Raw genomic sequence first — 21,524 nt, 5'->3', positions numbered from 1 at the left:
ATGCCCGCCGGTCCCAGCATATCGAGACGGGATCTGCTGCGCGGTGCCCCCCGCCCGGCGCCGTTTCTGCCGCGCCCCCCTGGTGTTTCGATGATGTCACTTGCGGCCTGCACCGGCTGTGGCGCATGCGTCGATGCTTGTCCCCAGACCATCCTGGCTTTGTCACCGGCCGTCGTGGTGCTGCGACCGGAGGCCGGCGAATGCGTCTTTTGCGGCGACTGCGCCGCGTCCTGTCCCGAAGAGGTATTCCTGCCTGACCGGCGCATGGCGCATGTAATGCAGATCTCCGCAGGCTGTTTTGCCCATGTGGGCATTGCCTGCATGAGCTGCCGGGATGTTTGTCCTGAACAGGCGATTGCAATGCAGCCCAGGATCGGCGCACCGTTCCTGCCTCAAATCGACGCGGCCTCCTGTACCGGCTGCGGAGCCTGTTCGGCGACCTGCCCAGCCGAAGCCATTCTGGCCGTGCAAAGGGAAGCCGAGGAAAGAGAGGTCGAGGATGCCTGAGACCCGCTGGCATGTCTCATCCGCTGTTGTAACGGTCACCCGGGACGCGATGCCGGGGGTGCGCAATCTGATCGGCCGGCTGGAGGGGGTCGAGATCCATGGTGGGGACGCCACCCGGCTGATCGTCACCATCGAGGGCAAAAGCACCGGGATGCTGGGGGACCGGCTGACCGAGATCAATCTAATGACGGGCGTTTTAGCGGCCAGCATGGTCTTCGAGCACGCCGAGGAAACGGAGGAAACGCCATGCCCCTTGACCTGAACCGGCGCCAGCTTCTCAAGGCGCATGCCGCAGCACTTGCCGCCTCCGCCGCGGGGCTGCCGCACCAGGCCCTATCCCAGCCCGTTCCGGGCGGCGTCGAGGCGCTGAAGATCCAGTGGTCCAAGGCGCCCTGCCGCTTCTGCGGCACCGGCTGCGGCGTCATGGTCGGGGTGAAGGAAGGCAAGGTCGTCGCAACCCATGGCGACATGCAGCACGAGGTCAATCGCGGCCTGAACTGCGTCAAGGGCTACTTCCTGTCCAAGATCATGTACGGCGCCGACCGGCTGACCACGCCGCTGATGCGCAAGACGAACGGCCAGTTCGACAAGAACGGCGAGTTCGAGCCGGTCAGCTGGGATGAGGCCTTCGACGTCATGGCCGAGAAGGTCAAGAAGGTCCTAGCCGAAAAGGGTCCCGAGGGGATCGGCATGTTCGGGTCGGGCCAGTGGACCGTGCTGGAGGGATATGCGGCGACAAAGCTGATGCGGGCGGGGTTCCGGTCGAACAATCTCGATCCCAATGCACGCCACTGCATGGCCTCCGCCGCCGTGGCCTTCATGCGCACCTTCGGCATCGACGAGCCAATGGGGTGCTATGACGATTTCGAACACGCGGATGCCTTCGTGCTGTGGGGATCGAACATGGCCGAAATGCATCCGATCCTGTGGACCCGACTGGCCGACCGGCGTTTGGGAACGCCGAATGTGAAATGCGCGGTCCTCTCCACCTTCACCCACCGGTCAATGGACCTGGCCGACATTCCGATCATTTTCAAGCCGGGCACCGATCTGGCGATCCTGAACTATATCGCCAACCACATCATCCAGACCGGGCGCGTAAACCAGGAGTTCGTGGACCGGCACACGGTGTTCAAGAAAGGCGCCACCAACATCGGTTATGGCCTGCGCCCTGAACACGAACTGGAACTGGCTGCCACCGGCGCCGGCAATCCCGGCCTGATGGAGGACAGCGATTTCGAAGCGTTCAAGGAGCATGTCTCGACCTATACGCTGGAATACGCGAGCGAACTTACGGGCGTCGAGCCGGGCTTCCTGGAGGAGCTGGCCGAGATTTACGCGGACCCGGACAGGAAGGTCATGTCGCTGTGGACGATGGGGTTCAACCAGCATGTCCGGGGTGTCTGGGCCAACCAGATGATCTACAACATCCACCTGCTGACCGGAAAGATCTCGGAGCCCGGCAACTCGCCCTTCTCACTGACGGGACAACCCTCGGCTTGTGGCACGGCGCGCGAGGTGGGTACCTTCGCCCATCGCCTGCCCGCCGACATGGTGGTCACGAACCCCGAACATGTCGCCCATACCGAAGAGTTGTGGAAGCTGCCGCATGGGCTCTTGAACACCAAGCCCGGCTTTCACGCGGTGCTGCAGGACCGGATGCTGAAGGACGGGGTGCTGAACTTCTACTGGGTGCAGGTGAACAACAACCTTCAGGCCGCGCCCAATTCCCAGAACGAGACATATCAGGGCTACCGCAACCCCGACAACCTGATCGTGGTGTCGGATGCCTATCCGACGGTGACGGCGATGGCTGCCGACATCATCCTGCCCGCCGCCATGTGGGTCGAGAAAGAGGGCGTTTATGGCAATGCCGAGCGGCGCACCCATGCCTGGCACCAGCTTGTCGATGCGCCGGGCGAGGCGCGGTCGGACCTGTGGCAGCTTGTCGAATTTTCTAAACGCTTCACTACCGACGAAACCTGGCCGGCCGACATCCTCGATGCGCATCCCGAGTTCCGCGGCAAGAGCTTGTTTGACGTCTGCTTTGCCAACGGCCAGGTCGACCAATATCCGCTGGAGGAGCTTCGCGAAGATTACGCCAACCAGGAGGCAAGGGATTTCGGCTTCTACATCCAGAAGGGCCTGTTCGAGGAATATGCCACCTTTGGCCGCGGGCATGGCCACGACCTTGCCCCCTATGACGTTTATCAAAGCGACGATGTGCGCGGCCTGCGGTGGCCGGTGGTCGATGGCCAGGAAACCCGGTGGCGTTTCCGCGAGGGTTATGATCCTTACGTCAAGCCGGGCAAAGGCGTCGAGTTCTATGGCAACCCAGACGGTCGTGCGGTCATCCTCGCTGTCCCCTACGAGCCGCCCGCCGAAAGCCCCGACGACGAGTTCGACATGTGGCTGGTGACGGGCCGGGTTCTCGAGCATTGGCATTCCGGTTCGATGACGATGCGCGTCCCCGAGCTGTACAAGGCGTTTCCGGGCGCCAAGGTCTTCATGAACGCCATCGACGCCCGCGAACGCGGCCTCAACCAGGGCATGGAGGTGCGCATCGTCTCGCGCCGGGGCGAGATCCGCAGCCGAGTCGAGACGCGCGGACGCAACCGGATGCCGCCCGGCGTGATCTTCGTGCCGTGGTTCGATGCCAGTCAGCTGATCAACAAGGTGACGCTGGATGCGACCGATCCGATCTCGAAACAGACCGACTTCAAGAAATGCGCCGTGCGCGTGGAGCGGGTGTGATGGGACAGCTTCGCCTTTCAATCGCCCTTGCCGCCTGTTTCACCGCCAGCTTCGTCATGGCGCAGAACGTTCCCGAATTGTCTGGCCCACAGCCCGATCCGATGCAGTCGGTAGAGGCCGCGCCGATCCCTCGGTTCGTCGCGGACGACGTGCGGCAGATGCGCGCCTATCCCGAACAGCCGCCGGTCATTCCCCATTCGATCGAGGGTTATCAGCTTTCGGTCAACACCAACCGCTGCATGTCTTGCCACACGCGAGAGATGACCCAAGGATCGGGCGCGCCGATGATCTCGATCACGCACTACATGACGCGTGAGGCGCAGATGCTGGCCGATGTGTCGCCCAGGCGGTACTTCTGCACCCAGTGCCATGTGCCGCAGGCTGATGCGCCGGCCCTGATCCAGAACACTTTCACAGACATGTCCGAGATGGGCGCGACGGGCGCGGGGAGTGAGTGAGATGCGCAGGCTCTTGCAACCGTTCCGCTGGTTCTGGCGTGTCCTGTGGACCCCGGCGGGCACGCTTGGCTTGGGCTTTCTGACGCTGGGCGGCTTTGTCGGCGGCGTGTTTTTCTGGGGGGCGTTCAACACAGCCCTAGAATTTACCAATACCGAGGGCTTCTGCATCTCGTGCCACGAGATGCGCGACAACGTTTACGAGGAAATGTCGCATACGGTGCACTACTCGAACCGCTCGGGCGTGCGGGCCGGCTGCCCCCAGTGCCATGTGCCGCATGACTGGACCGACAAGATCGCCCGCAAGATGCAGGCCTCGAAAGAGGTCTGGGGGGCGGTCTTCGGGACGATCGATACAAGGCAGAAGTTCCTCGAACACCGGCTGGTGATGGCCAAGCGTGAATGGGCGCGGCTGAAGGCGAATGACAGCCTGGAATGCCGCAACTGCCATTCGGCCATCGCGATGGACCTGGGACGCCAGGCGCCACGCGCGGCCGAGATCCACACTGAATATCTTTTGTCCGGAGAGCGCACCTGCATCGAGTGTCACCAGGGTATTGCCCACGAACTGCCGAACATGACCGGCGTTGATCCCGGTTGGACCGTGCCCAGGGAACTTCAGGGAGAGACGCTGCCGGGCCTGACCGAGGCCGAGGAGATCCGGAGCTTTCTGGGCCAGGTGCCCGGGGCACGATAAGAGCGGCTTGTCGTCCTCCCTGCTGTCACAGCAGGCAGAGCTTTCCACACCTAAACGCACTGCAGTAGTTATTAAAACCTTGTGCCATAACACCCGTTAGGTCCGCAGAGGCACTCGGATGAACTGGCATCGATTTTGGTATTGGGAGATGCAGACCTGACAACCGAAGTTCGACAGTTCCGACGGCATTTTGATCCTGATTGAACGTCTCACTTATGTGGAAACAATGGGTTAGCAGTCGAGGACGAGGCGTTCTCCGCGGTTTTTGTTGTGGCACGTTGTTCGCATGTCCTGGAAAAGAGATGACCGCCCGGAGGCGGTCAGAAGAGAATCAATGGGTTACGAAATCTTTGCCCCGAACTGAACAAATATACCCCTAGCCGGCAGCAACTATGCTCCGAACAACACCAGTTGTTATTCAGAGCATAGTTAGTGCCGCCATAGGTAATTCTTCCAACAAAAACAATGTATCCACTTTATCTAGAGCAAAGGTTTCTGCAGTTCGGGATATAGTTCTCGTGGCGCTTCGAACCATGCAAAAGAAAAAGGGCCCGCATATATGGGCCCTGTGACAAGATTATCGAGTTGAACAAGAGGATTGCTAAGGCCCGTTGCCTACGTGCCTCCCCGGGTATCCTGCAGCCGCAAGCTCCGAGGCACTGACTCGAACAGCGTGAAGGCGAGCATCTCCTGGTAGGCGAAGGGCTTTGATTTTTCCTGCAAGCACGGCTTGCGTCAGATCCTCAGTTCGGCCGCCGTGACGTTGGCAGGCTTCTCCGATGGATAGAACCTTCTCATGCTGCACAACATTGACAGGTGAGAGCTCCCCGATCCTTAACAGCAGATCATCCAGGACGCGCCGCGCGAAAATGACCCTGCGCACGGCGCCCGGCGCGTCGGCCGGGATGACAGGTGGCAAGACCCCCGCGCGATACAAGGCCAATGTCTGGCTCTGCGTGCCGCCGATGTAGTCCGGCACCTGCGCAAGCGGGATCGCGGTCTCGTAATCCTTGATAAGCTGTTCCACCTCCTCAACGGGAAATACAAGGCGTCCGCTTTCACCGTTCGTAGCACCCTCGGGCACCAGTCCCAGTTTCTGCAGCAGGCGGGACATGCGCCGGCGGTTGACTTTCAGCGTCACCGCAAGACTGATCACCGAGTGTAGGCGCCGTTTTCCCACCGGCTCGCCCAGGAGCCTCTCGCCTGGCGCATACGCATCATGGTTCAGGATGTGCTCGCGCAGGATATCGCGCACAGGTCCTGGGGCGATTAGCTGCGACCGACGATCAAGCCAGTCATAGAGGGCTCCATACACCGCCAAGGGTCCGGCATGAACGGCTGTTGCCGTAGCGCTTCTCCGTATCTCGTCAAGCGCCCCATAGACCGCGTCGGCACCTTCCTCATAGGTGCGGAAGCCAGTTGCCAATGCGGAATTCCTATCCCGCCGTGACAAGCGCCCGGGGCGGGCGCCCTGCCCGTGCTCCAGGACAATGCCAAGCATTTCCGATGCGTTCAGCACCTGCTCGATGCTTTGTCCATCCAGCCATCTAGGATGATTCGACGACGACAGGCGCGCATGCAGCCAAGCAAGATGACGACCGCCCTCAGCGTAAGACGTCAACCTCTCAGCCACATGAAGGCCCCCGACACGCGCGACGGCATCGAGAATATCGGCCGCGCCCCCAGCCGTAACCTCCACGAGGCTGGAACGGTGCCGCAGGCAGATTGGGATTGGCAGAAAACACCAGATGAGCCGATGGCGCCACTCAGCGGGTGGCCCATCCTCGCGCAAACAATGCGGGCAGAACTGCCGGACGTGCGCTGACAGAACACTCCTCGAGAACTCCTCCTCCCGGAAGGAATTATAACGAGAGTCTGTGCGGACCGTGCCAGCCTGGAGGCCACTGATATCTTCATTCACCGCAGCAGCGAATTTGCCTACCTCGTCAAGGTGCCCTGCTGCGAAGCGCGCCGGCCTCATCCCGCAGTCTTCGAGCAGGCGCGACGTGCCTTGTCCGGTGTGAAAGAAGGAAAGGCGAGCGGCATAGGACTGGACAGTCTCAGCCGCATCGTAAGGAATATAGGGCGTCAACAACTTCGTCACCAACCTCGCTCTTCCAGAAGCTTGCACACGTCCGGCCAAGGAATGGGATCGAAGGGGCTGGGCTCGCTGTCATCTCCACCGTTAAGAACCCAAGTTCGGCGGGCATCCTCCATACTCACGCCCTCCTTTGATTAATCAGCGCACGGCGAATGGTCATCTTGGCGAAGATGATCGAGCGGCCCAGGCCACCAGTCTGTGAAAACACGATACGCTCAGCGAAGGACGGATCGTCCGGAAGCGAAAGATCAAGCTTCTGGCAGCATTTTTCGATAAATCGCCTCAGCAGCTGCATATCCCCACTGCCGGCGGTGAGGGATTGGAGGCGCTGGCGCAGGCGATAACGACGAAAAGTCTCTGGATCCGCTGCGATGCGGTCATCAAGGTGCTGCACGCCGGACAGGATGACGGAGACAGCCCCATCTCCCTGCAACAGGTTCTTCAGGGTCTGGAGGGCGCCTGCAATATCGCGCCCAGCTCCTCCCCGCAGCAGGTGATGTGCTTCGTCGATCCACAGCATCGCAATCTCGAACTTCTTGAGGCGATGGCGGACGATAGCCCATGCTTCATGTGTCTTTGTGCGTTCCGCCAGCCGGCCATATCCCGTAGCAGCCGCGATATCTGAAGCAAGGCTCTTGATCGTGGCTTCCGGGGACACGGTGATGTGAAGATAGTTTCCCGCGGTGCCAGCCTTCATTTCCACGAAGCCGGGCAGTGCGAACAGGTTGCGCTGGATCATGACGGACTGGCCGTCCCCGGATGCGCCAATGACCTGCATGCCGCGCGTCTCTCCGTTCAGAGGATCGCGGATGGCGATCGGCAGGAGCGTGCCCTCGGGTCCGACCTGGAGGATATCGCGCAGGCACTCCTGAAACTCGGCGTCGCGGGCATTCTTGAGGTAGCGGGCATCCAACCACGCAATGCGGCCCGGCAGGTCGGACGGCGCGGGCGGGGGAGCGATCGCGGTTGCAGGCTGTGCGTCGAACTCGATCATCGCCTTCATCGTTTTCATTCCATGATGTCGTCATCGTCGTCCAAGGACGTCGACGTGGTGGGCGGAAAGGCGGTCGGGGTGGCTGACGGCATCAGCAGTAGCATGTTGGCAGGTGATGGTCTCTGCGCGGCCTAATTTGCCGCTCCCCGGATCCCGAGCTTCTCGTGCTCGCCACCTGACATAAGATTCACGATGGAAGCGAGGTATCGGCTCGGAGCCGGCAGCTTTGAACGAACCACTCACGTGACTTCTCCGAGCCCATCAGCGACATTCACACTCGTCGCAGCGAATGCAGTTGCAGCGTGAACTTCCGGCCCATAGCCGACAATCGGCCCTCGAAACATACCGTAACGCGGCTTCCTCAAACCAGTCGCTCATCCTTCCTGTAATCCTGGCACGGGAATGCCTTCGTCGGAGAGCAAAACAGTCGTCCCACGAGACGTGATATCGATCTTGCACTCTCTATAAAATAGGGTATCCCCCTATCTTATGAGCCATACGACGAAGCACAAGATGAAACTCCTGGCCCGTGTCCGCCGCCTTAAGGGCCAGATCGAGGCCGTCGAACGTGCTCTGGACACTGATGCTCCCTGCGGCGAGGTCCTGAACCTGGTCGCCTCCATCCGCGGCGCAGTGGGCGGGCTGACGGCAGAGCTGATCGAGGACCATATCCGGGAGCATGTCTCGAATCCGGAACGGGACGAGGACGTGGCGCGCGGAGAGGCCGCGGGCGAACTGATCGACATCATCAGGACCTATCTCAAATGAACATTCAGGCCTCGCGGCTGGCCAGCCCGCACGAGCATGTCTACCTCGGTGATAAGCACGAACGGAACGAGCGCCGGACCTGGCTGGTCATAGCCATCACCACCGCGATGATGGTCGTGGAGATCACTGCGGGCAGTATCTTCGGCTCGATAGCCCTGATTGCCGACGGGTGGCACATGTCTACCCATGCCGGGGCCATGCTGATTGCCGCGCTCGCTTATCGTTATGCCCGGCGCAACGCTCGCAATGCCCGCTTCACCTTCGGCACCGGCAAGATCGGGGATCTGGCGGGATTTGCCAGTGCGGTCGTGCTGGCGCTGATCGCCCTACTGATCGCCTGGGAAAGCCTGATGCGGTTCTACAGCCCGGTTGCGATCAGCTTTCGCCAGGCCATTACAGTGGCCGTAGTCGGTCTGATCGTCAATCTGCTCTGCGCCTGGCTGCTGCGCGAGGACCACGGCCATCACCATCATGGCCCCGGGCACGGTCATCCTCATAACCATGAGCATCATGAGCATGGGCATGATCATTCCCACGCGCCGGGCCTGCACCATGGTCATGCGACCGACAACAATCTGCGGGCCGCCTATCTGCACGTCCTGGCCGATGCCCTTACCTCCGTGATGGCGATCGTGGCGTTGACCATGGGCAGCCTCTACGGCTGGAACTGGCTTGATCCGAGCATGGGCATTGTCGGGGCTCTGGTGATTGCCCGATGGTCCTGGAGTCTGATCCGGGACACGGGTCGGGTGCTGCTTGACTACGTTTCCGAGGAGGAGGATTTGCCGGAGGAGATCCGCGCCGCGATTGAAACAGGCTCGGACCGGATCACCGACCTGCACGTCTGGCAACTCGGACCCGGACATCACGGTGCGATCCTCTCGATCCGGTCCACAGACCCGCAGGAGCCGGCAGCCTATCGGGCAAAGCTCTCGCACATCCACGATCTTTCGCATCTGACCGTCGAGGTCGAACGGGAAGCGTGATGCAGGCTATCCCATGCGCTTTTCTGCTTCAGTTGTTGAGAGATGCAGGCTCAAGCGGAGGTTGACCTTTCTTCAAAGGGCAGCAAGTTCTCGGTAGTGCCAGCAAACGTCCCATCCTCTTTTCCTGTCTGGCTGCGATGGCTGCTGGTCCCGGCGCTTGTCGGGGCAGCCGTCTGGGCCATATGGACCATCAGCAGAGCGCAAGACCTGCAGCGGGGCGCTCAGCTCTATGCCGAGCATTGCGCGGCGTGCCACGGTGCTCAGCTGGAAGGGCAGCCGGACTGGCAGATCATGCGCGAGGATGGCGTCATGCCCGCCCCGCCGCATGACGAGACAGGTCACACGTGGCATCACGACGATGCGATGCTGATTGACTATATCCGGCGGGGCGGCCAAGCCGTCCTGGATGGCATGGGCGTCCGCATCACGTCCGGCATGCCCGCATTTGGTGGCATCCTGGAAGATGACGACATCGCCGCCATCCTTGCCTATATCAAATCGACTTGGCCCGCGCGAATCCAGGCTCTTCAGGCAGCGCGGAACAGCGACTGAGCGCCTTTCTGAGGACGGCCAAGGCATGACTGCCGCAAATAATGCCCGTGCTCACATGATGCCATTCGCCACCTGAACCTCCCGCACGAACAGGATGATGTGGGCCAGTTCAGCATCAGTCACCTCCGGCACCGGAGCCATGTCGCCGAAGGTCCAGTGATGCGCGCGGACACCACTGCGCGCGGCTATCACGAAGGCCATGTCGCTGTGATGGCCAGGCTCGTAGATCTTGTGGATGAGCGGTGGGGCGACCCCTGCCTTTCCCTCGGCATCGTTGCCATGGCAGGAAGCACAGTTCCTGGCAAAGGCCTTCTGGCCGGCGCGCGCTTCCGCCGACAATGTGGCGGGCATTGTCACGGCGGCAAGCGCCTAGTCGCCTGCTGCCGGGATATCGGTGCCGGGGCCGTTCAGAACCCACCAGGCGCCACCCGCAATCAGGACGGCAAGCGCCGCGATCCAAAATACTCTCATGATGCTCTTTCCCGAATGATCTGATGGTGCGAACTTGGAGGCACCGGACAAGCCGGTGCCCCCTGGCTCGGCGCATCAGCGTGAAGGTCCATACGCGATGCCGTTCGGGCTATCGCCGACCGGCACGGTCGCCACCACCTCGTACCGCCGGGCATTGATGACCGAGACGCTGTCATCGTTGATATTCGTCACGAACACGAAGGCCCCGTCCGCCGAGATCGACACGCCATGCGCGCCAAGGCCTGTCTTCACGGTTTTCGTCACCTTGCCGCCCGACGTGTCGATGATGGACACGGTGTTGTTCGGCGCGCCCTCAGAGCCCTGGTTCGCAACATAGACCTGCGCACCATCGGGCGTCACCATGAGCTGGACGGGACCAGACCCAACATCGATCTTGCCCTCGACCTTGCGAGAGACGGTATCGATCACCGCGACGCGGTTTTCGTCGCGCAGCGAGACATAGGCGCGGGTGCCGTCAGGGGCGAAGCCTACCTGAACCGGGGTGACGCCGACAGTGATGCGGGCTGCCTCGCTGAGATCCCGGGTGTCGATGATCGAAACAGACCCGTCCTCGACATTGGCCACGTAAAGCTCGGTGCCGTCGGGGCTCAAGCGCAGTCCATGCGGATAGGCGCCGGTTCCGATCCGCTTGACCAGGGTGCCTTTGGCCAGATCGACCACCGCGATTTCATTGCTGCCCGAAAGCGAGGCGAAGGCGCGGCCATTCCGATCAGGCACGACATGGGCAGGATGATCCCCAAGCTCGACCGTGACCGGGGGCTTCGACAAATCCTTAGGATCGAGCAGCACCAGAAGACCAGTGGTCCCTCCATCATGACCATGCCCTTCCGATCCATGATCATCGGATGGCGGGGTGCCGACCGCGAGGAGAAAGCGGCCGTCGGGCGTCAGGTCCACATTATGGGGCGCCACGGGGATGGCCACCGTATTGACGGTTCCCTTGGCCAGATCGAGGGCGCTGATGGTGCTGTCGCCTTCGTTGGCGGAATAGACCGTTCCGCCTGTGCCAAGCGCCGCGATCTGGCCTTGCTGCACGGCAGGGTGATGGCCGTCGTGTGAGGCATCGGCCAGGGCAGCGGCAGGCAGCATTGCCGCCAAAACCCCGCAAAGGGTCATTGCAGTTCGTTTCATGGGTTTTACGTCCTGTCTTTGTGAGGTGCGGCGTTACGCAGGAACGTCCGTTTTCCTCTAAAATCTGGATGGGATGGCGTTCGCAGCCGATGGGCTGACGGCAAGGGACCGGTGAGCCTTTGGCCGAAAGCGCTATGATGCAACGGCGAAGCGGCGCGGCGGACGCAGGATCGCCCCGGCCGAATGGCCCCAAAGCCCTGTCCAGATCATATCCGGAATGTTTCTGCCGGCAGACGACAGGATCGTCAAGGGATCGGGCAGAACGACGGTCATTGCACAAAGCTGCTCGCAACTGTCGCCGTGGTTCCCAAGGCCTTCCGTGCTAGGACTACAGGGATTGGGAATGGACGGGGTGGAGGCGTCAGCCTTTGCCCCAGAATGGGAGCAGTGATGATCCAGCATGGAAGCTGTCGCCTGCCTGGACGTCATCCAAACGCTCATCCCTGCATGAGCCGTTGTCTGCAGAACCAGAACCACCGAGGCCACCAGCAGGAGAACCGCGGCGGCTCGCCGCAGCCAATCCCGTAGGCGTCCTTTGGCAAATCCGGAATGCGCGTTCATCGCATCGTCCCGCAGTGAGAGGCCAGCTTTTCGGGAACTCTGCCGGCAGGGTCATCACGCAAGCCCCACGGTGTCCTGTCAAACGCGCGCCGCGATCGATCATGGATGGTGCGCACGTCATGCCTCATGCGTCTGACACACCCTAACTTCAGCCAGAAACCGGCCGAAGGAAAGCGGGAGCGGCAATGTGCCGCGCCTCCTGCGGCCTCAGGCATTCAGGTCATGCTGTCACAGCTTCACGCCCCGCAGCCGCGCGGCATTGGCGATCACGCTGACCGAGGACAGGGCCATGGCGGCCGCTGCAATGATCGGCGACAGCAGAAGGCCGAAGACCGGATAAAGAACCCCTGCCGCCACCGGGATGCCGAGTGCGTTGTAGATGAAGGCGAAGAACAGGTTCTGCCGGATGTTGCGCATCACCGCCTCAGACAGACGCCGTGCCCGGACGATGCCGGTCAGATCGCCCTTCAGCAGGGTAACGCCGGCGCTCTCCATTGCTACATCGGTGCCGGTGCCCATCGCGATGCCGACATCGGCGGCAGCCAGGGCGGGCGCATCGTTGACCCCGTCGCCCGCCATGGCAACGACCCGCCCTTCCGCCTTGTAGCGCTGGACCACGGCGCTTTTCTGGTCGGGCAGAACCTCGGCCTCGACATCGTCGATGCCAAGCTGCCGCGCTACGGCTCTTGCCGTGGTCCAGTTGTCGCCGGTCAACATGACAACCCGGATGCCGTCCGCCTTGAGGGCAGCGAGGGCCTCGGGCGTTGATGATTTGACCGGGTCTGCGATGGCAAAGATCGCCGCGGGCTCGCCATCCACGCCCAGAAAGATGGCGGTGGCACCATCGGCACGCAACGCGTCGGCGCGGGCGGCAAGGGACGCGACATCCACGCCCTGCTCGGCAAGGAACCGGACATTGCCCAAGGCGATGCGCTTGCCCTCGACCATGCCCAGGGCGCCCTTGCCCGTGGGCGAGTCGAACTCTGCCTGTCCGTCGTCGAATGATTTGGAACAGGCGGCCTGATGTTGGTCTGGAGGGCTTTGGCTCTGTGGGTTGAGGTTATGCTGCGTGGCGCTGATGGTTCAAGCGCCGGTTCTGGATGGTCAGTTGGCTGAAGAAAAGCCGCACCAGGGTTCCTGTGCAGGACCACCCTGGTGCGTAATTACCGGGACCAGAGCCTTTGGGAACAGTCGGCCGAGAGGCGAAGAACTCGGAAACCACACACAAAAGCCACTCGGCTGATAAGAGCTTTATGTCTAAGCCTGAAGCGAAGAAGAAGCTGTCGATTTGGACAGGATGCACCCCGCGAGCTATTTTGGGACATCCTGTGTAGTCAAGCGGTTCCTCGTGGGTTCACGAGGGCCCTCTACGCGACAACCGCCGCTCTGGCCAAGTTCTCACGCTCCTTGGACGGAAACTGCCTAATCAGCAGCAAAGCAATAGAAAAGGCCGTCGCCCCCTGTGCCTTGCAGCGCAGGGATGTCGCATCCGCGAGAGGGATGAGAGGAGTTCCACGACTTTGCCGCCGCGGACTCATCCAGACCCGTGCGGTCATGGTGGCCCAGCATGGCTGAACCTTCGCTTCCGCTTGTCCAGTCGGCGCAGGTCTCCTCGGCCGCCGTGCCGTCGGGCATCGATCCGGTAAGGATATCGTGGCGATTGGGCTTGTCACCCCGCCCGTTGACGGTCTTCCCAGACTCATCAAGAGCGGTCTCCTTGGAGATCCCGTTCGCCTCACCGTGAAGGGCCTCGACATTCTCGGCAATCAGAGTGCCGGCCGCATTGTGCCACGGGCCGTCTCCGATCCGGTCGCGTGCGTCGACCGTGTTGCTCGAGAGATACGCGCGCCACGTCTTGCCAGCAGCTCCGGCCGCTTCTGCTAACGTCGTGCAATGTGCATCGGCTCCTTCCAGTCCGCCCAGATTGCCACCGTGTCCGGGGTTCTTGCTGGTCACGAAAAAGCTCATCGACGTGTCCTGTGCCGAGGCCATCACAGCCGTACAGGCCAGCGCCAGGAGCGAGAGACCAAATGAAGATGTCATGCTTGCGGCTCCTTCTTTGCGATGTGGTCCTTTGAGTTTCGCATCTATCGAACTGATCCTGTGAAACAATCGCAGCATCTCACGGAAACGTGGGCTTGGTACGCTGACATCAGGCGGGAACTCTGCCCTGCCCCTGCTGATCTCGATCTGTAGAGGATTTCTGCTGAGCAGAGCCGCCACCGGCGACGGCGCCTTTGACGCCCGCCAGTGCTACACTGCAATCCTGGATCTCGGGGGCACCGCTGTCCTACTGATTCGCAAGAACGGACGCATGTAGAAAGAAGATTGCTCTGCCGCCCTTGCCCGCAACGACATCCTGCGGATAAGCAAACGCTTCGGTCGGCCACCTGGAAGCACGGGTTCGGATATCACGTGCGAAGTCAACTCGAAGCAAGAATGCGCTGCTTCAAATCCTTGGCGAGCGGATCGCCTCAGGAGATCCGGACAGACAAACGGCCGAAATCCAAATCCGCATTGCATTTATGAACCGCCTCAACACGCTCGGTACCGCCGAGATCAAGCGCGTGGCTTGAGGTTTGTGGGGTAAAGGGAACTCACGTCGAAAAACAAGTTTGCAACAACGCTCCGCAAAGGGAGTACGGCTCTTCTTTCCCATAAGAATCCGGTCAAGCTAATTACGACGTACCTGCAGAGGCTGTCCATTATCCATCCGTTCCGGACAGCCAGTCTTTCGAACAGTGCTGGTGATTTCGTGCTATAATGTTGCGTCGCTCGGATGGCTCGCCTGAGAAAGGGGAGCTCAAGGCAGCATCGTTTGCCCACCGAGATCGCTGGAGCGAGACGATAAGGCTCTTGGGATGTCTGACCGAAGGCAACATGCTGCAGGAGAGTCTAGCATCAGCCCGCAAAGCGTGAGGCGCGCGACAAGGGCGGAACTGACGATGCTGTCGCTTCGGACGGAATTTGCGCAACCCTTCCCCGCCATCGCGGTTCTGGCTTCCGCCTTGCAGGAGTTCCTGCTTGCCTTGGCCAGGGCCGGCGACGACCTCCGGACGCTCGCCAACCGGGTTCAGGTCCAGCAGGTGATCCTGAACCTGATGCCTGACACGGCCATCGCGCGGCGGCTGGTGCGCAGGCTGCGGCTGGACGTACATCCATACGACAACGAATGGGTCGAGGTCCGGCTCTCGGACACCGGACCCACCGTTCCCCCGGCGGTCACCTCAAGGATGTTCCTGTCCTTCATGACGACTGATGCCGCTGGTCATGACCTGGGCGTGTACGTGTGCAGGGACATCGTGGACAGCCATGGCGTCCCTTGGCTCGACAATTACTCTCCGCACGGTGCAACGATCGTTGTGGCCCTGCCCCGGATGCGGGGTGGCCCGCATGGCTGAGAAGGTTGTTCACATCGTCGAGGGTGACTACGCCGTGCGCCTGTCGCTGAGCCTCATGGTGGGGGCCTTGCACTACAGGACCGCGACCTTCCGCTCGGCCGAGCACTTCCTGTCCGCGATCAGGCACGCGGAGCCCGGATGCATCCTGCTGGACCTCGACCTGGCGGAGATGGACGGGTTCGCCCTCCTTGGCGAGCTTCGGACGCTTGGCATTCCGATGCCGGTCATCGCGATCACCGACCGCGGCAGCGTGGCTCTGGCGGTCGCAGCCATGCGGGCGGGAGCAATGCATGTCCTGGAGAAACCGATCGACAAGGTAGCCCTGCCGGGTGCGCTCGAGGAAGGGTACGCACGTCTGGAGCGGGAGGAGCGAGACGTGCGGTCGAGGGCCTACGCGCGCGCCGGGCTGGAGGTGCTGACCGCCCGCGAGTGCGACGTGCTGAAGGGCTTGGCACTGGGCCGGACCAGCAAGGGCATTGCCGGAGACCTCGGGATCAGTCCGCGGACCGTGGAGAACCACCGGGCGCACATCATGGAGAAACTCGGGATGCACAAGCTGTCTCAGGTGGTGCGGTTCGCCCTCAACGCGGGACTTCTGGATTGATCCCGTCGCGTATCTGGACAGGAGCTCCATCCTGCGCCGCAGTATGAGTAGTTCTACTCATTCTGCGCCTCTGTCCGGAGGTGTAACATTGCGGTGAGGGGCTTCAGGTGATCTGACGCCGCATCCGGGGCTCGGCTGTGGCGTGCCATCTGCATGCGCCTCCGTTCAGGGAGGAGTGAAGATGGTTACGCTGATCAGAAGCGATCTGGACTTCATCATGGCGCAGGTCCAACTGTCCGAGCAGAATGCCTGGACCGGGTTCGGCACCAACGGCGCGGGCACTGGGGGAACGCCACTCACGACCCTTGTCCCCAGCCCGGTCCTGAGCCTCGGCGTGCGCACGGTGGACGGCAGCTTCAACAACCTGCTGCCAGGGCAGCAGTTTCTCGGGACCGCCGACGAGGAGTTCCCCCGCCTCACTGATCCGAGCTACCGCAACGTGGGGTCTTATGATCCGGATGGTCCTGGTGGCGCACCTGCGCTGAACGGGGATTATCTGACGAATGGCAACGTGTGGGACCCGAGCATCCGGGTCATCAGCAACCTCATCGTTGACAACAGCTCGGGGAACCCGGCCGCGGCGATCGCCGCCGGGGAGAACCCCTGGGGCGCCGACGGACGACCCGGCACCGCAGACGACGTCGCCATCCCGAACAATCCAGACTACGAGATCCCCAACGTCGCGCCGGACCTTGGCCTGTCGGCGCCCTTCAACTCATGGATGACGCTGTTCGGCCAGTTCTTCGACCACGGGCTCGATCTGGTAAACAAGGGTGGCAACGGCACCGTGTTCGTCCCACTGATGCCAGACGACCCCCGTTATGTCGCGGGAAGCCCCAACAACTTCATGGTGCTGACCCGCGCCACGCGCAGCCCCGGCGCTGACGGAGTCATAGGGACGGAAGACGACACGACTGTCAACCAGACCACCTCCTTCGTGGACCAGAACCAGACCTACACGTCCCACGCCTCGCACCAGGTCCTGCTGCGCGAATATGTGCTGGGATCGGACGGCAGGCCCGTGGCCACGGGCGAGTTCCTGGACGGCGACGCCGGCGGGCTGGCCACCTGGGGCGACGTCAAGACGCAGGCGGCCGATCTGCTGGGCATCCAGCTCACCGACGCGGATGTGACCAACCTGCCCCTCCTGGCGACGGACCAGTACGGACATTTCCTGCGGGGACCTAACGGCTTCGTGCAGATCGTCACCCCAACCGGCCTCGTGGAGGGAGACCCGGCCGCGAATGGCGGCTTGGGCGTCACGGTCCCGGCCAACGCCTTCCGCACTGGGCATGCGGCGCTCGACGACATTGCCCATGCGGCTGGTCCGCGCAATACCAATGGCACGATGAAGGTCGCTGACTCCGATAACATCGTGAACGCACCCGGAACGGTCGCCGCCGGCCAGTACGACGACGAACTGCTCGACGCGCATTTCTCGACAGGCGACGGACGCGGCAACGAGAACATCGGCCTGACCGCGGTGCATACGATCTTCCACGCCGAGCACAACCGCATGGTCGGCCACATCAAGGAGCTGCTGCTTGGCAGCACCGAGCCGGACGCGGTGGCATTCCTCAACCAGTGGCTGACCGCTGACGTAACCGCGATACCCACGACCCCGGCCGCGATCGAAGCCCTGCAGTGGGACGGCGAGCGCCTCTTCCAGGCGGCCCGCTTCACCACCGAAATGCAGTACCAGCACCTCGTTTTCGAGGAATTCGCCCGCAAGATCGCGCCGCAGGTCGACGTCTTCATCGCTCCTACCGGCTATGACGCCACGGTCGATCCCTCCATCGTGGCCGAGTTCGCGCACACGGTCTACCGCTTCGGTCACTCGATGCTGAGCAACTCGATCGACCGGCTCGACGGTAGCTTCAACGACAGCAGCATCGGCCTGATCGAAGCGTTCCTGAACCCGATCGAGTTCAATAAGGACGGCACCATCTCGGCCGAGGAGGCGACCGCCCAGATCGTGCGCGGCATGACGCGGCAGGTCGGCAACGAGATCGACGAGTTCGTGACCGGCGACGTGCGCAACAACCTGCTAGGCCTGCCGCTGGACCTCGCCACGCTCAACATCGCGCGGGGCCGGGACGCGGGGATCCCGTCGCTGAACGAGGCCCGCCGGCAGTTCTTCGCCATGACACAAGACAGCCAGCTTACCCCCTACACGAGCTGGGTAGACTTTGCGGCGAACCTCAAGAACGAAGCGTCCATCATCAACTTCATCGCCGCCTACGGCACCCACGTCACAATCACGGCACAGACCACGGTGGCAGGGAAGCGTGAGGCAGCCATCAATCTCGTGTTCGGCCATGCCTCGCTGGACGAGGCCGACCGGCAGGCTTTCCTGAACGCCGAGGGAACCTACGCCACCAGGCTCGGCGGGCTGGACAACGTGGACTTCTGGGTCGGCGGCCTGGCCGAGAAGACCATGCCCTTCGGGGGCATGCTCGGCTCGACCTTTGGCTTCGTCTTCGAGAACCAGATGGAGGCGCTGCAGAACGGCGATCGCTTCTACTACCTGGCCCGCCTAGCGGGGACCAACTTCCTCAACGAGCTCGAGAACAACTCCTTCGCCGAACTCATCATGAAGAACACGGAGGGCACCGGGCTCAGGCACCTCCCGGCCGACGTGTTCTCGACCCCGGGCCTCGTCCTCGAGGTGAGCCGGGCCAACCAGTTCAATGATGGTCTGGGCAACGCCGATCCGACCGGGGGCTCGATCCTCACCCCGCTGGTCATCCGCAACAACCCGGCCACGTCGGGGGTGGACACCAACTACCTGCGCTACACCGGCGATCAGCACGTCGTGCTGGGCGGCACCGACGGCAACGACATCCTGATCGCGAGCGAAGGCGATGACGCGCTGTGGGGCGACGGCGGCAACGACCGGCTCGAGGGCGGCTTCGGCAACGACAACATCATGGGCGGCGCCGGCAACGACATAATCACCGACCTGGGCGGCGACGACGTCATCAAGGGCGAGGCGGGCGACGACGTCATTCAGGGCGGCAACGGCATCAACCTGATCATCGGCGGCGATGGCAGCGACTTCATCGTCACCGGCGAGGACATCTCCGAGGTCTTCGGCGGCCGCGGCAACGACTTCATCCTCGGCACGACCGCCAACGAGGGAATGCAGGGCAACGAAGGCAACGACTGGATCGAGGTCGGGACCCAGGACGGCGCGCCCGGCGACAATTTCGACCCCTTCGGCCGTGACAACGTGATCGGCCATGACGTGTTCTTCGGAAACGGCGGCTTCGACGAGTTCGTGGCCGAGGGCGGCGACGACATCATGGTGGGCAGCTTCGGCATCAACCGCAATGAGGGCATGTCGGGCTATGACTGGGTCACCTACAAGAATCTGGCCACCGTCCGGGCCGACCTGACATTGCCCGCCTTCGACGAGACGCCGCTTCCGCCCTCGCAAGATACCGCGCTCGATCGCTACGCCGAGGTCGAGGGACTGTCGGGCTCGGCCGGCAACGACCAATTGCTCGGGGACGAGGAAACCGCCGCCACGCTGCCCCTGGCGGGCCAGCAGGGCAGCGTTCTCACCAATATCGGCCTGATCAGCGGGCTGGCAGCCCTTCTGCCTGCCGGAGCTACCAGCTTCGCCGGCGGAAACATCATCCTGGGCGGGGACGGCGACGACATTATCACCGGCCGCGGCGGCGATGACATCATCGACGGCGACAAGTGGCTGAACGTGCGCATCAGCGTGGCGGCGACTGTGCCGGGCCGGGACTTCGGCAACGTCACCAGCATGACCCAAATTCAGGATCTTCTGTTCGCCGGCACGATCAGGCCTAGCCAGCTCGGCATCGTGCGCGAGATCCTCGCGGCCAATGGGACCGGGGACACCGACGCGGCAGTCTATCGCTTTGCCTCGGTTGAGTACGATGTAACTCGGAACGCCAACGGCTCCTATCGAGTTGCCCATGTCGGCGGTACCCAAGCAGACGGAGTGGACACGCTCTGGAACATTGAGGAGGTCCGTTTCCTCGACGGGACCATGGTGCTCACGGCCAACTCCGCGGCCGTCGGAACGCCGCTCGTCAGCGACGACACGCCCACCGAAGGCGCGGTCCTAACGGCCTCGCTGGGTGATATCACCGACCCGAACGGTGGGGTGAACCTGGCAAGCGTGACCTGGCAGTGGCAGGAGCTTATCAGCGGAGTCTGGACCAGCATCGCGGGCGCGACCGGAGTCAGCTTCACGCCCGGCCAAACGCAGGTGAACCGTCAGGTCCGGGTTGTAGCGAACTTCCAGGACAACCAGGGCAATGCTGAAACGCGCATTTCGGCGCCGACCGACGTCGTGGGCGACCTGTTCGTCGGCAGCAACAGCACCGATCCCCTCCTGGCCGACAACTTCTCCGGCACAGCGGGCGCCGACAATGCCGGAGGCCGCAACGGCAACGACACCCTGTTTGGGCTGGGCGGCGACGACACCTTGGACGGCGGCGGCGGCAACGACAATCTGACGGGCGGCGCCGGCAACGACAGCCTCGTCGGAGGGGGAGGGGCAGATCGCCTCGATGGCGGCCTCGGGACAGACAACATGGCAGGCGGCGGCGGGAACGACACCTACGTCGTCGGCGATGACGCCGCGGTTGTTGATACCGTGACCGAGGCGACGGGAGCCGGCACGGACACGGTGGAGACCACGCTCAACGACTACACCCTAGGGGCCAACCTCGAGCGGCTTACCTTCACCGGCGCCGGGGCCTTCACCGGGACCGGCAATGCGCTCGTCAACACGATCCGGGGCGGGACGGGCAACGACACCCTGTCAGGCCTGGGCAACAACGACCAACTGATTGGCGGTGGCGGCGATGACGTTCTCGACGGCGGAACCGGCACGGACAGGATGGTTGGCGAAGGCGGTAACGATACCTACAGGCTGGACGTCGCCACCGACGTGGTGACCGAGGTGGTCGGTGGCGGTACCGACACAGTCGAGGTGTCGGCCCTGACCTACACGAACCGCGCCAATGTCGAGGTCGTGCGTTTCGTCGGCATTGGGAACGCCACCATCACCGGCAATGGCGGCGCCGAGACGCTGGAGGGTGGCACAGGGAACGACACGATCGGCGGAGCGGGCGGCTCCGATCGAGTCGTCGGCGGCCTAGGTGATGACGCCTTGAACGGCGGTGCGAGCAGTGATGTCTTCGTGTTCAACGTCGGGGACGGCAGCGACAGGATCACAGGCTTCGACGGCAACCCCACGGGCGGCCAGGACCTGATCGACATCCGTTCGATGGGCATCACCACCACGGTCCAGTTCAATCAGACGGTGCTGATCGACCAGGACGGCGCGGACGTGCTGATCCAGTTCGGCAACACCACGGACAGCATCCGGCTGCTGGGGATGGCCCTGGCCAACGTCAACCAGACGGACTTCCTGCTGGTCTAGAAGGGGGGCAGGCTTCGCCAGCAATCTCTGCGTTAGAAATCGACAGCAATTACAGCCGCAGCGATACTACATGCTGCGGCGGTATGTCGCTGC

General features: G+C 62.5%; 16 protein-coding genes and 2 pseudogenes. 12 read left to right on the top strand and 6 right to left on the bottom strand.

From position 1 onward, the window contains the following. The 5 genes from Q5701_RS21135 to Q5701_RS21115 are packed head-to-tail and all read left to right on the top strand — an operon-like array spanning window position 1 to window position 4,413. Window positions 1-507, top strand: a complete 507-nt coding sequence (locus tag Q5701_RS21135) for a ferredoxin-type protein NapF (RefSeq protein WP_306752904.1) — start codon at window positions 1-3, stop codon at window positions 505-507. Further along, a complete protein-coding gene (locus Q5701_RS21130) occupies window positions 500-769 on the top strand; it encodes a chaperone NapD (RefSeq protein WP_306752903.1) in 270 nt (89 codons plus the stop codon). The genes Q5701_RS21135 and Q5701_RS21130 overlap by 8 nt, the downstream gene beginning before the upstream one ends. Then, complete coding sequence (napA, locus tag Q5701_RS21125) at window positions 754-3,261, top strand: periplasmic nitrate reductase subunit alpha (protein WP_306752902.1); 2,508 nt, start codon at window positions 754-756, stop codon at window positions 3,259-3,261. The genes Q5701_RS21130 and napA overlap by 16 nt, the downstream gene beginning before the upstream one ends. Continuing rightward, the gene (locus Q5701_RS21120; protein ID WP_306752901.1) at window positions 3,261-3,719 is read left to right on the top strand and encodes a nitrate reductase cytochrome c-type subunit; all 459 of its coding nucleotides are present in this window, start codon (window positions 3,261-3,263) and stop codon (window positions 3,717-3,719) included. The genes napA and Q5701_RS21120 overlap by 1 nt, the downstream gene beginning before the upstream one ends. Before the next feature lies 1 nt (window position 3,720). After that, window positions 3,721-4,413, top strand: coding sequence for a NapC/NirT family cytochrome c (locus tag Q5701_RS21115; RefSeq protein ID WP_306752900.1), 693 nt, complete (start codon window positions 3,721-3,723; stop codon window positions 4,411-4,413). A 601-nt stretch (window positions 4,414-5,014) separates the two neighbouring features. Here Q5701_RS21115 and Q5701_RS21110 read toward each other — a convergent pair. Next, window positions 5,015-6,517 carry a TniQ family protein gene (locus Q5701_RS21110; RefSeq protein ID WP_306752899.1) on the bottom strand — a complete coding sequence of 501 codons (1,503 nt, stop codon included), beginning with the start codon at window positions 6,515-6,517 and terminating at the stop codon, window positions 5,015-5,017. A 115-nt stretch (window positions 6,518-6,632) separates the two neighbouring features. After that, complete coding sequence (locus Q5701_RS21105; protein ID WP_306752898.1) at window positions 6,633-7,526, bottom strand: TniB family NTP-binding protein; 894 nt, start codon at window positions 7,524-7,526, stop codon at window positions 6,633-6,635. A 471-nt stretch (window positions 7,527-7,997) separates the two neighbouring features. Between Q5701_RS21105 and Q5701_RS21100 the strand changes: the two genes are divergently transcribed. From Q5701_RS21100 to Q5701_RS21090, 3 genes are read left to right on the top strand one after another with little or no spacing between them, the layout of a single operon-like run. Continuing rightward, a complete protein-coding gene (locus Q5701_RS21100) occupies window positions 7,998-8,276 on the top strand; it encodes a metal/formaldehyde-sensitive transcriptional repressor (RefSeq protein ID WP_306752897.1) in 279 nt (92 codons plus the stop codon). Continuing rightward, entirely contained in the window at window positions 8,273-9,262 is a 990-nt protein-coding gene (gene dmeF / locus Q5701_RS21095; RefSeq protein WP_306752896.1) for a CDF family Co(II)/Ni(II) efflux transporter DmeF, read from the top strand. The genes Q5701_RS21100 and dmeF overlap by 4 nt, the downstream gene beginning before the upstream one ends. A 42-nt stretch (window positions 9,263-9,304) precedes the next feature. Beyond that, complete coding sequence (locus Q5701_RS21090; protein ID WP_306752895.1) at window positions 9,305-9,814, top strand: c-type cytochrome; 510 nt, start codon at window positions 9,305-9,307, stop codon at window positions 9,812-9,814. 51 nt (window positions 9,815-9,865) lie between these two features. On the opposite strand, the gene Q5701_RS21085 is transcribed toward Q5701_RS21090, so the two are convergent. The 4 genes and pseudogenes from Q5701_RS21085 to Q5701_RS21070 form a co-directional block, all read right to left on the bottom strand. Beyond that, complete coding sequence (locus Q5701_RS21085) at window positions 9,866-10,165, bottom strand: c-type cytochrome (protein WP_306752894.1); 300 nt, start codon at window positions 10,163-10,165, stop codon at window positions 9,866-9,868. A gap of 195 nt (window positions 10,166-10,360) precedes the next feature. After that, window positions 10,361-11,437 carry a YncE family protein gene (locus Q5701_RS21080; protein WP_306752893.1) on the bottom strand — a complete coding sequence of 359 codons (1,077 nt, stop codon included), beginning with the start codon at window positions 11,435-11,437 and terminating at the stop codon, window positions 10,361-10,363. 789 nt (window positions 11,438-12,226) lie between these two features. Further along, window positions 12,227-12,985 (bottom strand): annotated as a pseudogene (locus Q5701_RS21075) (HAD-IC family P-type ATPase); the annotation flags it as partial. Between the two features lie 435 nt (window positions 12,986-13,420). Further along, window positions 13,421-14,041 carry a hypothetical protein gene (locus Q5701_RS21070; protein WP_306752892.1) on the bottom strand — a complete coding sequence of 207 codons (621 nt, stop codon included), beginning with the start codon at window positions 14,039-14,041 and terminating at the stop codon, window positions 13,421-13,423. A gap of 178 nt (window positions 14,042-14,219) precedes the next feature. Between Q5701_RS21070 and Q5701_RS21065 the strand changes: the two are divergent. The 4 genes and pseudogenes from Q5701_RS21065 to Q5701_RS21050 form a co-directional block, all read left to right on the top strand. After that, a pseudogene (locus Q5701_RS21065) lies at window positions 14,220-14,574 on the top strand (transposase); the annotation flags it as partial. A gap of 369 nt (window positions 14,575-14,943) precedes the next feature. After that, window positions 14,944-15,399 carry an ATP-binding protein gene (locus Q5701_RS21060; RefSeq protein WP_306752891.1) on the top strand — a complete coding sequence of 152 codons (456 nt, stop codon included), beginning with the start codon at window positions 14,944-14,946 and terminating at the stop codon, window positions 15,397-15,399. After that, window positions 15,392-16,003 (top strand): response regulator transcription factor, encoded by a 612-nt coding sequence (locus Q5701_RS21055; protein ID WP_306752890.1) that lies wholly within the window; start codon window positions 15,392-15,394, stop codon window positions 16,001-16,003. Before Q5701_RS21060 ends, Q5701_RS21055 begins: the two co-directional genes overlap by 8 nt. Window positions 16,004-16,184: 181 nt before the next feature. Beyond that, a complete protein-coding gene (locus Q5701_RS21050; RefSeq protein WP_306752889.1) occupies window positions 16,185-21,431 on the top strand; it encodes a peroxidase family protein in 5,247 nt (1,748 codons plus the stop codon). The last annotated feature ends 93 nt before the right edge of the window (window positions 21,432-21,524 follow it).

It is taken from the genome of Paracoccus actinidiae (genome assembly GCF_030863885.1).
Lineage (GTDB): Bacteria > Pseudomonadota > Alphaproteobacteria > Rhodobacterales > Rhodobacteraceae > Paracoccus > Paracoccus everestensis.
Note: the sequence above shows the minus strand (reverse complement) of the source record. Positions and strands in the feature narration are given on the sequence as shown.

What these genes read in the sequence shown, in the direction of transcription:
- Q5701_RS21120 (WP_306752901.1), top strand. Translation starts at nt 3,261, where the DNA reads ATGGGACAGCTTCGCCTTTCAATCGCCCTTGCCGCCTGTTTCACCGCC.
- Q5701_RS21090 (WP_306752895.1), top strand. Translation starts at nt 9,305, where the DNA reads ATGCAGGCTCAAGCGGAGGTTGACCTTTCTTCAAAGGGCAGCAAGTTC.
- Q5701_RS21050 (WP_306752889.1), top strand. Translation starts at nt 16,185, where the DNA reads ATGGTTACGCTGATCAGAAGCGATCTGGACTTCATCATGGCGCAGGTC.
- Q5701_RS21070 (WP_306752892.1), bottom strand. Translation starts at nt 14,041, where the DNA reads ATGACATCTTCATTTGGTCTCTCGCTCCTGGCGCTGGCCTGTACGGCT.
- Q5701_RS21130 (WP_306752903.1), top strand. Translation starts at nt 500, where the DNA reads ATGCCTGAGACCCGCTGGCATGTCTCATCCGCTGTTGTAACGGTCACC.
- Q5701_RS21085 (WP_306752894.1), bottom strand. Translation starts at nt 10,165, where the DNA reads ATGCCCGCCACATTGTCGGCGGAAGCGCGCGCCGGCCAGAAGGCCTTT.
- Q5701_RS21080 (WP_306752893.1), bottom strand. Translation starts at nt 11,437, where the DNA reads ATGAAACGAACTGCAATGACCCTTTGCGGGGTTTTGGCGGCAATGCTG.
- dmeF (WP_306752896.1), top strand. Translation starts at nt 8,273, where the DNA reads ATGAACATTCAGGCCTCGCGGCTGGCCAGCCCGCACGAGCATGTCTAC.
- Q5701_RS21115 (WP_306752900.1), top strand. Translation starts at nt 3,721, where the DNA reads ATGCGCAGGCTCTTGCAACCGTTCCGCTGGTTCTGGCGTGTCCTGTGG.
- Q5701_RS21055 (WP_306752890.1), top strand. Translation starts at nt 15,392, where the DNA reads ATGGCTGAGAAGGTTGTTCACATCGTCGAGGGTGACTACGCCGTGCGC.
- Q5701_RS21105 (WP_306752898.1), bottom strand. Translation starts at nt 7,526, where the DNA reads ATGAAAACGATGAAGGCGATGATCGAGTTCGACGCACAGCCTGCAACC.
- Q5701_RS21060 (WP_306752891.1), top strand. Translation starts at nt 14,944, where the DNA reads ATGCTGTCGCTTCGGACGGAATTTGCGCAACCCTTCCCCGCCATCGCG.
- napA (WP_306752902.1), top strand. Translation starts at nt 754, where the DNA reads ATGCCCCTTGACCTGAACCGGCGCCAGCTTCTCAAGGCGCATGCCGCA.
- Q5701_RS21135 (WP_306752904.1), top strand. Translation starts at nt 1, where the DNA reads ATGCCCGCCGGTCCCAGCATATCGAGACGGGATCTGCTGCGCGGTGCC.
- Q5701_RS21100 (WP_306752897.1), top strand. Translation starts at nt 7,998, where the DNA reads ATGAGCCATACGACGAAGCACAAGATGAAACTCCTGGCCCGTGTCCGC.